Origin of the sequence: Helicobacter suis, assembly GCF_902196125.1 — a bacterium.
Taxonomy (GTDB): domain Bacteria; phylum Campylobacterota; class Campylobacteria; order Campylobacterales; family Helicobacteraceae; genus Helicobacter; species Helicobacter suis_B.
The window spans coordinates 19820-34005 of sequence record NZ_CABIKG010000003.1; the positions used below are offsets into that span (position 1 = coordinate 19820).

12 protein-coding genes are annotated in these 14186 nt (G+C 40.1%); 7 read left to right on the forward strand and 5 right to left on the reverse strand.

Translation table 11 applies throughout. The annotated features are described in order from the left end of the window. Positions 1-22: 22 nt before the first annotated feature. Both G6Q00_RS01555 and G6Q00_RS08500 read left to right on the forward strand, forming a co-directional pair. Entirely contained in the window at positions 23-1189 is a 1167-nt protein-coding gene (locus G6Q00_RS01555) for a class I SAM-dependent methyltransferase (protein WP_163499488.1), read from the forward strand. A gap of 280 nt (positions 1190-1469) precedes the next feature. Continuing rightward, positions 1470-1688, forward strand: a complete 219-nt coding sequence (locus tag G6Q00_RS08500; protein WP_240330919.1) for a hypothetical protein — start codon at positions 1470-1472, stop codon at positions 1686-1688. A gap of 230 nt (positions 1689-1918) precedes the next feature. Here G6Q00_RS08500 and G6Q00_RS01565 read toward each other — a convergent pair whose 3' ends face one another. Further along, positions 1919-3124, reverse strand: coding sequence for an acetate kinase (locus G6Q00_RS01565; protein ID WP_205426448.1), 1206 nt, complete (start codon positions 3122-3124; stop codon positions 1919-1921). After that, positions 3124-4617 carry a phosphate acetyltransferase gene (pta, locus tag G6Q00_RS01570; protein ID WP_205426449.1) on the reverse strand — a complete coding sequence of 498 codons (1494 nt, stop codon included), beginning with the start codon at positions 4615-4617 and terminating at the stop codon, positions 3124-3126. Before pta ends, G6Q00_RS01565 begins: the two co-directional genes overlap by 1 nt. A gap of 54 nt (positions 4618-4671) precedes the next feature. Here pta and G6Q00_RS08420 point away from each other — a divergent pair, with 54 nt between their 5' ends. The 4 genes from G6Q00_RS08420 (at position 4672) to G6Q00_RS01585 (ending at position 8915) form a co-directional block, all read left to right on the forward strand. Then, on the forward strand, positions 4672-4875 hold the full coding sequence (locus tag G6Q00_RS08420) for a hypothetical protein (protein WP_205426450.1): 204 nt from the start codon (positions 4672-4674) through the stop codon (positions 4873-4875). A 158-nt stretch (positions 4876-5033) separates the two neighbouring features. Further along, entirely contained in the window at positions 5034-6983 is a 1950-nt protein-coding gene (locus G6Q00_RS01575; RefSeq protein ID WP_163531726.1) for an AlwI family type II restriction endonuclease, read from the forward strand. After that, positions 6980-8056, forward strand: coding sequence for a DNA adenine methylase (locus G6Q00_RS01580; RefSeq protein WP_163531727.1), 1077 nt, complete (start codon positions 6980-6982; stop codon positions 8054-8056). Before G6Q00_RS01575 ends, G6Q00_RS01580 begins: the two co-directional genes overlap by 4 nt. Further along, positions 8037-8915 (forward strand): DNA adenine methylase, encoded by an 879-nt coding sequence (locus G6Q00_RS01585; RefSeq protein WP_163531728.1) that lies wholly within the window; start codon positions 8037-8039, stop codon positions 8913-8915. The genes G6Q00_RS01580 and G6Q00_RS01585 overlap by 20 nt, the downstream gene beginning before the upstream one ends. Positions 8916-9284: 369 nt before the next feature. On the opposite strand, the gene G6Q00_RS01590 is transcribed toward G6Q00_RS01585, so the two are convergent. From G6Q00_RS01590 to G6Q00_RS01600, 3 genes are all read right to left on the reverse strand, one after another. Further along, the gene (locus G6Q00_RS01590; RefSeq protein ID WP_163531729.1) at positions 9285-9779 is read right to left on the reverse strand and encodes a shikimate kinase; all 495 of its coding nucleotides are present in this window, start codon (positions 9777-9779) and stop codon (positions 9285-9287) included. Continuing rightward, entirely contained in the window at positions 9757-11019 is a 1263-nt protein-coding gene (gene eno / locus G6Q00_RS01595; RefSeq protein ID WP_163531730.1) for a phosphopyruvate hydratase, read from the reverse strand. The genes G6Q00_RS01590 and eno overlap by 23 nt, the downstream gene beginning before the upstream one ends. Before the next feature lie 355 nt (positions 11020-11374). Next, entirely contained in the window at positions 11375-12148 is a 774-nt protein-coding gene (locus G6Q00_RS01600; protein ID WP_163531731.1) for an outer membrane protein, read from the reverse strand. A 202-nt stretch (positions 12149-12350) separates the two neighbouring features. Between G6Q00_RS01600 and G6Q00_RS01605 the strand changes: the two genes are divergently transcribed. Then, on the forward strand, positions 12351-13772 hold the full coding sequence (locus G6Q00_RS01605; protein ID WP_163531732.1) for a hypothetical protein: 1422 nt from the start codon (positions 12351-12353) through the stop codon (positions 13770-13772). The last annotated feature ends 414 nt before the right edge of the window (positions 13773-14186 follow it).

Here is a 14186-nt window from a genome sequence, read left to right on the forward strand (position 1 = left end):
AAAACCATAAACTAGGGCGTACATGCTATCTAAGATGTTTCTAAAGTCCATGTTTAAAAAGTGGAAAAATGGGGATTATCGGGTAGTTTTCTGGGATAAAGAGGTGTATCAAAACGGTACAAAGACACCGCAAGTTACAATTAATATCAAACGGCCATTTAAGATGAGTGATATTAAAAAGGACATGTCTTTAACCGTTGCAGAGGCCTATATGGACGGTCTAATTGAAATTGAGGGCTCAATGGATGAGCTAATGCGGGTTTTGTATTTACAAACTAATTACACACACCTACACAAACATGATAACGCCATGCCAGTACAACAAACAAATAAAGAGAGTTCTAATATCAAGAGCCATTATGATTTGGGCAATGATTTTTATGCTTTATGGTTAGATGAAACTCTAAGTTATTCTTGTGCCTACTTTAAAAAAGAAGAGGATAGCTTGCAGCAAGCACAAATCCAAAAGCTTGATCACACCCTTAAAAAACTAGACCTTAAACAGGGTGAAAAACTTTTAGATGTGGGTTGTGGCTGGGGTTATCTTTCTATTAGAGCGGCTCAAGAATACAATGTTGAGGTCATGGGCATTACAATCTCTAATGAACAATTTAAGGCCGCTAGTAAGCGGGTTAAGGACATGGGATTAGAGGATCGAGTTAGCATTAAACTTTTAAACTACCAAGATTTAGATGGCATGCGTTACCGGTTTGATAAAGTCGTGAGTGTGGGCATGTTTGAACATGTGGGTAAGGATAATTTGCCTTTTTATTTTAAGAAAATCAAGGAAGTTTTAAAAGTAGGGGGCATGTTTTTACTGCACTCTATTTTATGTTGTTTTGAGGGCACTACAAATAGCTGGATTGATAAATACATTTTTCCGGGAGGGTATTTGCCCTCTTTACGGGAGGTGATTTCTGTTGTGAGTGAAAGCGATTTTCACTTAGTTTTAGCCGAAAGTTTGCGCCTGCACTATGCTAAGACCCTAGATATTTGGTATCAAAACTTTTTAAACCAACAAGAAAAGATCACTAAAATGTATGATGCCCGTTTTGTGCGCATGTGGTCGCTTTATTTAAGAAGTTGTGCCTCTGCCTTTAGGGTGGGTAGTGTGGATTTGTACCAACTTTTATTAACTAATAGCGTGGATAACACCATTCCATTAACCCATGCCTATATTTATAGTTGAACACGGTGTAATTAAAGTTAAGGGATAGGATCAAGTAAAGTGCAACCTACCAGCTCTCTTGTTAAAAGATGTGGTGGAGTGGGGCTTACTAGTTGAAATAACGATGTATATTAAAGATAAAAGGAGTAAAAGATGGCCCGTGAAATTGTGTGTGTAAAAAATCGTGCGGGACTTGTTAAGAAGTGCAAAATTGGCTTTAGCTGGACGACCCTCTTTTTTAGTCTGTTCGTGATACGCAAAGATTAGAAATGGTTTTGTATTTTTGGGAGTGTGTGGGGTTGTGCTGAATGGTTTTTGCTTTCTCTCTGCTTTACATTCAGGTACAGATAATGCCATGATCATTATATCTATCGTTGCCGGAGTCCTTGGTGCTATATTTTTCGTTACCATGGCTTTTCTTTACAATAAAATCTACATTAAGGGTTTTTTAGATAAAGGCTATATGCCCTTAGAAGAAGCCGATAGACAGATTTTAAACCGGTATGGTTTTAATCTTTAGTCTTACAAATTTAGGATTTTTGGACAAGAGGCAAGGCTATTGTTGTTTTTCTTATTATCCTTTGTATCTCTTGGATATTTGATAAGTTAAAAAAGCAGTCCAAGAGAGTAATAAACTCTAAATGTAGCGCTTTTGCCACTTTTAGTTAAAGATTAAAGTACCAAATGCCAAAGACTTTGGGCTTTTGGTTTAACTTTGATCACCCCATGCTCCAAAAAATCCAAAAATAATTATAGGCAATGGTACTTATACTTAGAAACCACTTGCACTGTATCCTGAGCAATGGCTAATTCCTCATTAGTGGGTACGCGTAAAATTGGGAGCTTATGCGCCTGACTTAAAAGCGCAATGCCCGGTCTAGGATTAGCATTAATCTCTTGATCTAAAAAAAAACCAAAGTTTTCTAGCCCTGCGCACACTAAAGCCCGTAGTCTTGCGCAATTTTCCCCCACCCCTGCGGTAAAAATTAACGCATCAAGCCGCCCTAAAGCAAAGGCATAAGCCCCGATATATTTTTTAATGCGGTAGGCATACATTTCAAAGGCTAGTTTAGCTTGCTCATCTCCGGCCTCAATGCGCGCATCAATAGATCGCATATCATTATCCCCACAAATCCCCTTAAGCCCACTTTGTTTATTTAACATGCTAATTACTTCTTTAAGGCTTTTTTGGCTCACCTGCGCGATGTATTCTACTAAAGCTGGATCTAAATCCCCTGAGCGCGTGCCCATCACCAAGCCCTCTAGCGGGGTTAATCCCATAGAAGTATCCACGCTTTTTCCCTCTTTAATCGCGCACACACTCGCACCATTGCCCAAGTGCAAAGAAATCGCGTTAAACTCTGAGTAAGGAATGTGTAAAAACCTAGCCGCTTCTTTAGCCACAAAATGATGAGAAGTCCCATGGAAACCATAGCGACGAATACGGTGCTGCTCATAAAGAGAGTAGGGTAAGGCGTATAAATAGGCGTGTTTAGGCATGCTCTGGTGAAAGGCGGTATCAAACACTGCTACTTGGGGCAAATTAGGTACTTGTTCTTGCAAGGCTTTAATCCCGGCTAGATGTGCTGGGTTGTGCAAGGGTGCTAGGGGGCAAAGTTTTTCTAAATGCTGCATAACTTCAGGGGTGATTAGCGTAGGTTCTATAAATAAATCCCCTCCCTGTACAACCCGGTGCCCTACCCCATCTACATAGGCTAAACTACGCAAAACCCCCATGCTTTGCAATCTATCCTGCATTTGCAATAAGCCCTCAGCGTGGTTACTAATGTGTAAGCCCTCTGTTTTATGGGTATGCCCACTAGTACTAATGCTAATATGGCTTTGCTTTTCTCCAATCTGCTCAACAATGCCCTTAGCAAGTACCATGTGTTTTTCCATATTAAGAAGTTGGAACTTGATAGAAGAACTCCCGACATTAAGTACAAGAATACGCATTAATTCCCCTGTGCCTGAATAGCTGTCATGATAATTGTGTTGATCACATCTTCTACTAAACAACCCCGACTCAAATCATTAACCGGTTTTTTAAGCCCCTGTAAAACCGGTCCAATGGCTAAAGTTTGGGCACATCTCTGCACGGCTTTATAGGCGATATTACCCGCATCTAGATCCGGGAAAATAAGTACATTGGCTTGCCCGGCAACTAAACTCCCCGGCATTTTTCTAGCACCCACAGCAGGAACGACGCTAGCATCAAATTGTAGGGGGCCATCGATGGCTAAATCTGGATTATTCTTTTTAGCTATTTGCAGGGCTTGGGCTACTTTATCCACATCTGCGCCTTTGCCTGAAGTGCCACTAGAATAAGAAAGCAAGGCCACTTTAGGTTCAAAGCCAAAATTTTTAGCCGTTTTAGCCGAAGTGATAGCAATTTGGGCTAACTCCTCACTATTAGGGTTAGGGTTGATCGCACAATCCCCAAAAATATAGACTTTTGTATGCAAACACATGAAAAACACGCTAGAGACAAGGCTATTACCCGGGGCTAACTTGATAATTTGTAGGGCTGGGCGCACGGTATCAGCTGTGGTGTGGGTGGCTCCAGATACCATGCCATCGGCATAACCCATGTGTACAAGAAGTGTCCCAAAATAAGTAGGGGTTTTGACTAAATCCTTTGCCTGCTCTAGGCTAAGACCTTTAGCGCGGCGCAGAGCAAAGAGAGTTTGGGCAAATTCCTCTAAATACTCTGAATTGTTAGGATCAATAATAGGGGTCTCTTTAAGATCAAGGTTTAATTTTTGAGCCTGCTCATCAACCCGTTTCTTTTCCCCTAATAAAATTAACTTAGCTGCTTGCATTTGTAAAATGGCATGGGCGGCTTTAAGAATGCGTACATCGCCGCTTTCAGGAAGTACAATCGTTTTTAAGTTTTCTTTAGCGCGCTTTAAAATTTGGTGTTGGAAGGCCAAAGGGCTTAAACAGGTTGTATGGATAGTTTCTAAACTTTTAAGAATTAATTGCTCTTGAGGGTTGTTAAGATCAACAACACAGGGTTCTGTGATAGGTGTATCTAAAGACTTTTGTATCAGAGCTAAAGGGTTAGTTAACCCAGCGCGCTTCCAGCTAGTATTGCTTAGTTTAATTTCAGAGGCAGTAGCATCGCTAAAAACATGCACAATAGCTAAGTTTAAATGTCTAGCTAGGCTGATATAAATTTGGCTATCTAAGTGTACCAGAAAATTAAAACAACTCCCTAGTACCAAGACATAATCATGTTGTCTAACTAAGGGAGTATATGCCTCTAATATTTGAGAAAAAACCCCCTCATCATTATTAGAAAGTCTCTCTAAAACCTCTTGATCGCACCCATTCATGGGCGTAAATAGCGCCACGCTTTTATGGTGTTGTTTTAAGAAAACCTCTAAAAAACTAACTCCCTTTTCTTCTAAATCCAAACGCGCACATATTAAAATTCCCTGACCCATGCATCTTCCTTTTACAATAAGTACTATTATAACCCGCAGAAGTGAAGTGCCCAAATGCTAAAAACATTTGGGCTTGCTATCTGTGTTGCCCATAGGGAGAGTTTCTCACTCTATATCCCTATAGTAGGGATTTTACAGAGTTTAAGCTACCAACGCATTCGCTTGCAGGTCTCATTCATCTATCTCCAAAGGCGTAACTTTTTAGCACTCCCTGCGCTAGATACAGATGTATACGGGTATTGTATCATAAAGTGGTGAAAATGGTAGCATTCATTCCACCCGCTAAAGATAAGTGGGATTTCTGCCAAAAATTATTAAAACGCAAAGTTAAGAGAGTTGTGGTTGGATTTTAACACAATTAAGAAGTGTAATACAATCAAGTATGCTACAATCAAGGTAAAAAGATAGCTCCAAACATGATAACAAAAAAACCAAATGCCCCTATTAACCTTGGCGATACCAGTTTTAGGCGCAAAGAGATCGTTGGCGATTATAAAACCCTGCTTCAGGGACTATGTGATTTACACCTAGAGTGGGATATACACAACGGGTCGCAAGAAATATTTTACCGCTATGTGTTAGAAAGTGGTCTTATTAAACCGCCAGATAAGGATATTAGCCATGCAGAACAAGCCAAGCGGGCAAGAACCTACAGCAATGCGCTCGTTAAAATAGGCTTTATAGACTATAAGCGGGCATTAACTCCAGCAGGTTTAGCCTTTTTACACAATGAAATTAAATTAGATTTCTTAGAATCCTTGCTAGGCTTAAAACAAGATAATGTCGCTTTTTTACGGCAACTTTTCAAGCTAGAGGTTTATCAAAATGGGAGCATTATTTATCTTTACCGCATAGCTCTTGTACTTCTGCTTAGATTTCACAAAATCCCGCTAGATCACTTCTGCAAGATTTTATTAAGTTTAGAGCCCAAGCAACATACAGGGATGCTAACAAGTATCTTTGATGGCTACCAAAAAGTTATAGAGAATAAGCAAGACATCTATGCCTTTATCAAACAACTCCACATAAAAAGCAAAGAGATACATTTTACAAATGAAAAGATGCAAATAGAAAAATTTAATACCTACTTTAAAAACCGCAAAAGTCAAGATTCAATAGCCCTTTATTGGCAATTTTACCAAGCTTGCCTAGACTTTTATAACGCCAAAACCCCCACAAACCTAGAAAACTTATACACAATCGGTTCTAATCAAGTTGTTATCAAAGCTTTTGGTTTTGGCAAACCTCTGTTTGTAGAATCGCTTGTAAGTGGAAAAGATAATGTTTTATTTGGTGCGCCCAACTTAGAAGAGTTTAACCGCCAATTCTACGAAAGATATTGCGACTCAAAACATCACGACCAAGTGCAAGAATATAGCGATGTGCTCATACGCATTTTTAGAGTTTCAGGGCTCATTAGTTTTAATAATAGTCTAGTTAGTCTAAAACAAAGAGAAGTGATTCAAGAAATCTTTAGTTCTGAAAGTAAAATCATCTTAGATACGCAATTCTCACCCCCTACAAACGCCCTTAGCCTTTATCAAGACCTTTCCCTAGTACAAATCCTAAACCTAGAACAAAATGCCCTAGAGAGCCTTAAGAAGCGTATTAGAGCTAAGTGCCAAATCCCCTCTAAAGTCTCTACACAAGATTTTTTTAAAAACCAATATGAGCGCCAATTTGAAGCCAAAATAGAGAGTCGCTACACAGATAGCCAGCTTTGCGCTCTTTTAGGAATGTTTGGCCACAAAAGCCAATATAAAAAGATCCAAGAGATTATCACAGATAACGCTAGCGTACCAACTATCTTTGAATACATCGTTGCTCTTGTGTGGCATAGAATCAGTGGTAAGGACTTTAATTTGCAAGATAGCATGAAATTGAGCCTAGATGCCGATGGCTTGCCCCTATTACATGCCCCGGGTGGAGATGGCGATATTGTTGCACACCACGCTACTTTTGATACCATGCTAGAGGTTACTCTTATGGATAAGAACGCCCAAAAGCGGGGGGAGTTAGAGCCTGTTATCAGGCATGGCGCAAATTTAAGTGCCCAAAACAACCAACAAGGGCGTAAGTCTTATGTTTTTTTCATAGCCGATACTTTAGATGTTAATGTCATCAATCTTTTTAGGGCCAGCGCCTATACGCAACTCCAACACACCCGTCAAAAAATCAGCACAAATGGGGTTAAAATCTTTGCTTTAAATACCAAGCAACTTGGCTATCTCTTAGAAAAAAAGCCCGACTACAAAGCATTAATTGCTACCATTTTTAAAGACTACAGCTATAACAACCCTAAACCCATAACTTACCAGTGGCATAAAGAAGTTTGGCAGGCTGTAAAAGCCCTATGTGTGCCATGAAAACCTTTAGCATATCTAATCGCCGTTATTTGGGTGGCAAGGCGCACATGCTAGACTTGATAGAGCAGGTCGTGCGCACACATACACATGGGTGCAAGAGTTTTGCTGATCTCTTTGCAGGTACGGGTGTTGTTGCCCATCATTTCAACCCAAGCTTTGATATTGTGGTTAATGATATTTTAGCGTGCAATCACTACGCTTATCTGTGCTTTTTCTCGCATATGCCCTATGATAGAGGCTTGATTTTGCGCCTACTCACACACTACAACCAGATCACAGATTTAGCCGACAACTACTACAGCCAAACCTTTGCCAACACCTACCTAAGCGTTGCAAATCTTAAGAAAGTAGGCTTTATTCGCGATGATCTAGATCAAAAATTTAAAGAAAAAGAAATTAATGAGCGGGAGCACTCTATTTTACTAACCTCTCTTATTTATGCCATCGATCGGATTGCTAACACCGTGGGGCATTACGATGCCTACCGCAAAAATGGGGCGCTAGAAATGTCCTTAGAGTTGCGGATACCAACCATTGTTAATACCCATAATACCCATAATCAAATTTTTAACATGGACGCCAATGTACTTGCTAAGCATTTACAAGCCGACATTGTCTATTTAGACCCCCCCTACAACTCGCGCCAATATGCCAACGCTTACCACTTTTTAGAGAACATTGCTCGCAACACCAAACCCCCCGTCTTTGGAAGTGCGGGCAAAATGGATTTAAGTACCCTAAGGAGCCAGTATTGCCTAAAAGATGCCAAAGAGCACTTTAAAGAAATCATAGACACACTCAAAGCCCGCTATATTCTCTTTTCTTACAACAATACCAATAGCGCCAATCCCCGCTCCAACACCAAAATTAGCGATACTGACATTTTAGAGGTTTTGGGGCAAAAGGGCGTGGTATCTGTCTTTAGTAAGGATTGTACCCCCTTTAGTGCGGGTAAATCTGTAATTACTAACCACCAAGAACGGCTGTTTTTATGCGCTGTTTATCCCCATAAACTTAGGCATAGTTTAAGAAATCCACAGACTAAGATAAAGCTTGATTCAATCTCCTCTTAACTACACGGGAGGTAAATTTAGACTCTTGCCCCAAATACTCCCCAAATTTCCGTCCCAGATCCACACCTTTTATGACATCTTTTGCGGGGGGTTTAATGTGGGGGCAAATGTTAAGGCGCATAAAGTGCTAGGCATAGATAAAAACAAACCCTTAATTGAGCTTTTATCTTATATCCAAAACACCCCCAATTTAGAGAAGCAAATCGATCAGATCATTGCTACACATGGACTCAGCCAGTCTAGTCTATGGGGTTATTCCCACTATAACACCACTTCTAACACAGGTTTAGGGGCGCATAACAAGCAAGCGTTTTTAAAGCTTAGGGAGAGCTATAACCATAGCAAAGAGCCCTTATTGTTGCTCGTATTAGTGATCTTTGCCTTTAATAACCAGATGCGCTTTAATAACAAGGGGGCTTTTAATTTGCCTGTAGGCAAGCGGGATTTTAATACAAGGCTTAGGCACAAATTACAGCTTTTTCAAGAGAAGATACAGGGGAGCTCTTTTTTATGCATGGACTTTAGGGCGATGGATCTAAACGCTGTGTTGTCTAATGATTTTTTTTACCTTGATCCGCCCTATCTCTTAGGCTGTGCGCATTATAACGAAAACGGGGAGTGGTCTTTAGAAGATGAACTAGATTTATTGCACTTTTTACAAAAAGTTAGCTATAGGGGTATTAAATTTGCGCTTTCTAATGTGCTTGAGCATAAGGGAGCAAAGCACCAAATGCTTTTAGAGTGGTGTGGAGTGCAAAAGTGGCGCATACACCCTTTAACATACAGCTATGCTAATTCTAGCTACCAAGCTAAACACAAAAACACCCCAAGCCAAGAAGTGTTGGTTACAAACTACTAGCTTGAGGTTAGCCTATAGCAATGAGAAGTTTTACCACTAGCGCTATAAAGCCCCTAGTTTTGAAGGCGGAGAGTGTGTTACAGAATGTAAAACACTCCAACACTAAAAACATTTGGGCTTGCTATCTGTGTTGCCCATAGGGAGAGTTTCTCACTCTATATCCCTATAGTAGAGATTCTACAGAGTTTGATCTCCAACGCATTCGCTTGCAGGTCTCATTCATCTATCTCCAAAGGCGTAACTTTTTAGCACTCCCTGCGCTAGATATAGATGTATGCGGGTATTGTACCACAAAAGTAAGAATAGGTGGCATTCATTCCACCCGCTAAAGATAAGTGAGATTTTTGCAGAAAATGCTTAAATAAGGATTTATAAGCGCTTTAAAATATCTGCAACCACCTTTTCTGGGCTTTGATTAGCGTTGATATTGTGGTGTGCCATAGAGTTATAGTAACTACAACGCTTTTGATAAAGGGCGTGCAGTTGCTTCGTTGTTTTAAAAAGAGGGCGGGGGGTAGAATCATTTATTAGGCGTGTATGCAGTGTTTTAAAATCTAGGCATAAATAGAACAAAACACCCACTTTTATAGGGGTGAAAATGGGTAATCCTCCCCCTGTGGCAATCACTAAGGGGGTTTGTAGTTGGCTAATTTGGCTGACTAATTCTTTTTCTAGTTTTCTAAAATAGCTTTCTGAGTGTTTGTTAAAGATTTGGGCAATTTCTAAGCCTTCTTGGGCACTGATTTGTAAATCTGTATCTAAAAAGCCACAGCCTAACATTTGTGCTAAAAGCGCGCCTATGGTACTCTTCCCACTGCCCATAAAGCCAATCAGCCAGATTTTAAAAAAGCAAGGGTCCTGCATAAATGCCTTCTATACTTTCCTCAATCTCTAAAAGGCGGTTGTATTTAGCCGTGCGCTCGCCACGAGTGGGCGCGCCTGTTTTAATCTGCCCGGTGTTAAGCGCGACTGCAAAATCAGCAATAAAACTATCCTCACTCTCCCCGCTACGGTGACTCATCACACAGGCATAACCTGCTTTTTGTGCTAGGTGCATGGTTTGAATAGTTTGTGAAAGCGTGCCTATTTGGTTGGGCTTGATTAAAATTGCGTTGGCTAATTTAGATTCAATCCCCTTTTGTAAAAGTTTGCTATTGGTTACAAAGAGATCATCGCCTACTAATTGGACTTTTTGCCCTAATTTAGCGCTTAATTCTGCCCAGCCACTATAATCCTCCTCACCTAAAGCGTCCTCAATAGAGACAATGGGGTATTTTTCTAGTAGTTTGTCATAGTATTCAATTAGCGCGCTTACTTCTAGTTCTTTATTTTCACTACTCAGCACATAACGCCCCGCAGGATTGATTAATTCACTACTGGCTACATCTAAAGCTAAAGCAATCTGTTCACCGGGTTGATAACCTGCCTTTTCAATGGCTTTTAAAATCCAATCTAAAGGTTCACTGTTATTTTTGAAATTAGGAGCAAACCCGCCTTCATCTCCTACGCTAATAGATTGTTTAGATTCAGCTAACATGCCCTTTAGTGTGTGATAAACCTCCACACTAGCGCGTAAAGCCTCTTTAAAACTTCCAAACTTAAGGGGCATGATCATGTACTCTTGGAAGTCTAAATTATTATTAGCATGTACGCCCCCGTTGATGATATTTAGCATGGGAGTTGGCAGTGTCAGGCCATTAATGCCTCCCAAATAACTATGCAGAGCTAAATTTAAAGAGTACGCAGAGGCGCGCGCTAAAGCCAAAGACACCCCTAAGCTAGCATTAGCCCCCAAATGCGCATAATTTTCTGTGCCATCTATTTTTTGCAATAAAGAATCAACATGGCTTTGATTATAGGGATCTAAACCCACTAAAGCCTCTTGAATCACCCCCTCTACAAAACCACAGGCTTTTAAAACCCCTTTGCCTAAAAAGCGCTGATCTCTATCTCTTAGCTCTAGCGCCTCTCTCTTACCTGTGCTAGCTCCACTAGGCACAATGGCCACACCAACAGAACCATCGCTAAGTATCACCTTAGCTTTTAGAGTTGGATTACCCCGACTGTCTAATACCTCACTGGCTAAAATCTTGTAAATTTGCATGCATCTCCTTATTTAAAAGGGATATGTTAGCAAAAGATCAATAGCTTTTAACATGGCTATAGTAGAAACCTTAATTATTAGCTATACTCAAACTAGCAAAACAAAAGAATTTAAGAAAATTTTTAAAAATGATACACATAATTTAAGTAGGCTGCTACATTGCGCCTAAAATGAATAGTTGTTTTAGAAGCTCCAGCAACCCCCCAAGCAGCATTCTCTTTAGGACTAGAATAGGTGTATTGACATACTCCCCATAGCTAAAGCTAGGGGATTGACGGGATCATCAAGACCTGCCCGCTAGACGGGTCTTACAGCCTCTACTCCAAGAGTTGATGCCCCAACTCTATGGCGGACATTATAACACAAAAAACGCCTTAATCCGCTTAGCTAAAGCTATGACTTTACGGCGCAATTGGTAAGGATCATCAATTGTAGGGATATGCACACCTAATTCAATACCATTATGCCTAGATAACTGAGCCCTAAAGCCTAGGTCAAAAATAAATTGTACAAAGGTGGGTGAGAAATTGGCTGTAGTGCCTTTTATTTGTTGTTGGGCCAGTTGGCTATAATACGCATTCATCGTAGTACATGTACCTAAATAGCTAAATCTACACTGTCCAAACTGCCCACTTTTACCCATTAACCAGCTACTCCCTCCCACCATCGCGCCTATAAAGACTCCAAAACTATGCTCGTTTTTTTGATAAAGATTAAATAAAAAGTCCATGCCCACCCCATAAAAGAGATTAGCTGCAGGTTGTGTGTATCCAAGGGTACTGCTTTGGTTTTGCCAAATACTACCTCCCTGTCCGCTAAAAATAGCGTAATAGCGTAACCCCAAATGTTTTTTAGCCCCAAAAAAGTGTTTATAACCTAGCATAATATCTGCGCCATAAAGATCGCCATTAGATTTTTGCATGGTGGCTGTGCCCGGAACAAGGATAGGGGCTAAAGCGATGTTTTTAAGAGTCTCTGGTCCTCTGCTTTCTTTTTCTATACTTTCAAAATTAGAATAGATAAACCCCCCTTCTAAGAAAACACCGCTTTTTTCGGCATTTAAGGGAGTAAACAAGAGGGTATTAGATAAAACAAGAAAGGATTTATAAACGCTCTTTGAAATTGCCATCAATATTCCTTGAGAGCAAGGTAAAACAGGTTATAGCAAAAAATAAGGAATTTCTCAATAAGACATAGAGATGATCAACTTGGGGCTTTTATTCTCTCCGATACTAAAATAGCGCCTTTGGGTCTGTATTTAAGATTATAAAAAGGAAAAATTTTGCACAACTCTTGTTTTAAAACCTTTAAAACCTAGAAAGGGGAAAATCATGGGAAATGGGAAGTTTTATGGTGCTCTTGTGGCAGGATTTGTATTTATGGGTTGTGCACATGTGGAGAATCGCGCGCAGTTAGAGCAGTTTTCAAGTGCTTATTATTCTAAGCAACATGCACAGGCAGATAAAATGTCTAAAGATTTTATTAGTAGGGATAAAAAGAATAGAGACACGCCTTTATGGAATTTAGAAAATGGGGTGAATGCTTTCATGATGGGCAATTATCAGGCCTCTTTAAACACGCTAGATCTAGCTGATAAAACCTTTGATACCAATTATAAAAACATGGAAAAAGGGATAGCCAAAGCAGGAGCGGCTACTTACGGCTCAGCAGCTAATATACCCTATGAGGGGCATATGTATGAGTGGACTTTGACTAATTATTATAAGGCGCTTGATTATGCATTTTTAAATAAGAAGCAAGATGCTAGGGTGGAATTTAACCGCACCATTGAGCGGCAAAGACGCATCAAAGATGCCTATAGTAAAGAGATTGCCAGAGTTCAAGCACAGATAAGGAAAGCTAAAAGCAAAAATGGCAATAAATTTGCAAAGTTGCTAGCTGGGACTAATCAAATGGATGCGGAGTTGAAACAAACTTACTCTAATTTAGAAAAATTTAAAGCCTACGATGGGTTTATTAACCCTATGGTGAGCTATGTGAGTGGGCTATTTTTCTGTAGCAATAAAGATGCAAAAGGGCTAGATGATCTTAAAGAGGCTTATGGGGTGAGTCAAAACCCTGTTGTGGTACAAGATATTAAAAATTTTGTATACGGTTCTAAAGAAAAATTTACTTGGGTGATTGTAGAGGATGGCAAACAACCCACACTTAAAGAATACAAAATAGATGCTATCAATCTTGCCCTACCCCTTTTAGTACCCGGAGAAGATTTTCATAAAAGTTTCCAGCTTGTGGTAGAGAACAAGGTAGAAAATTTATCCGTACTCTCTAATTTTGGCGCGATCGTAGGTAAAGAATACCAAACAACCCTCCCTACTATTAAAGCCCGCGCGATCACCTCTGCTATTTTAAAAACAGGTACAGAGAAAGGATTAGAAGCAGCAGGTCAATACGCGGGGGGTTATGGAGGTCTTGCTGCAAGTTTAGGAGGAGCAGCCATGCATGCGGCTAACAAAGCTAGTACAGCAGCAGATACTAGAAGTAGCAATGTTTTCCCTAATATCGTTTATGTAGGGCGGATTAAAAATAGCGAAGCGAATAATTTTGCGCTCAATGTAGATAATAGCCCTAGCTTACATGCCACTTTTCATATGATTGCCTGCGATGCTGAGTATGGAGCTGATTTAGCACATGGTGCTAAAGATAATCAGGTGTGTGTTAACACTAATAATATTATTTTTGTTAGAAGTCTCCCTTCCTCACTTAATGTTAAAGTTCTCTCTTTGCGCTAGTCAAAAAGTCTTTTCCTTACTTTAAAATAAGGGATAGACGGCAGACCCTCTTTTGGAGGGGCGGCGATCTACCAGCCTCTACTCTTTAGATGAGCCCTTACTCTATAGCAGACATTAAACACAAAAACGCCTCCGCTTAGCAAAGCTTGCAGGCTTAGCGCGCAGTGGGTAAAATTATAGTGAGCAACCTCACCCGTAAGCTTCTAAAGCCCGCGTATCTCTAAATGTCAAAAGAGAAAGTGAGCACGCGTATAAACTCAAAAGTCCTTATTATTTTCTCACCATTACCCTTTAGTGCGGGAGTACATAAAATTTAAGATTGCTAGTAAGAAGTGTTTTGCAAAAAGCCCTCATCTCTCAAGACTGGTGAATAAAGTAAAAATCCAATACAAAAACTAATACAACACCCCCTCA

Excerpts from the sequence above, each read along its gene's own strand:
- G6Q00_RS01590 (WP_163531729.1), bottom strand. The coding sequence starts at position 9,779 with ATGCAGGACCCTTGCTTTTTTAAAATCTGGCTGATTGGCTTTATGGGC.
- eno (WP_163531730.1), bottom strand. The coding sequence starts at position 11,019 with ATGCAAATTTACAAGATTTTAGCCAGTGAGGTATTAGACAGTCGGGGT.
- G6Q00_RS01565 (WP_205426448.1), bottom strand. The coding sequence starts at position 3,124 with ATGCGTATTCTTGTACTTAATGTCGGGAGTTCTTCTATCAAGTTCCAA.
- G6Q00_RS01600 (WP_163531731.1), bottom strand. The coding sequence starts at position 12,148 with ATGGCAATTTCAAAGAGCGTTTATAAATCCTTTCTTGTTTTATCTAAT.
- G6Q00_RS01575 (WP_163531726.1), top strand. The coding sequence starts at position 5,034 with ATGATAACAAAAAAACCAAATGCCCCTATTAACCTTGGCGATACCAGT.
- G6Q00_RS01605 (WP_163531732.1), top strand. The coding sequence starts at position 12,351 with ATGGGAAATGGGAAGTTTTATGGTGCTCTTGTGGCAGGATTTGTATTT.
- pta (WP_205426449.1), bottom strand. The coding sequence starts at position 4,617 with ATGGGTCAGGGAATTTTAATATGTGCGCGTTTGGATTTAGAAGAAAAG.
- G6Q00_RS01580 (WP_163531727.1), top strand. The coding sequence starts at position 6,980 with ATGAAAACCTTTAGCATATCTAATCGCCGTTATTTGGGTGGCAAGGCG.
- G6Q00_RS01555 (WP_163499488.1), top strand. The coding sequence starts at position 23 with ATGCTATCTAAGATGTTTCTAAAGTCCATGTTTAAAAAGTGGAAAAAT.
- G6Q00_RS08420 (WP_205426450.1), top strand. The coding sequence starts at position 4,672 with ATGCTAAAAACATTTGGGCTTGCTATCTGTGTTGCCCATAGGGAGAGT.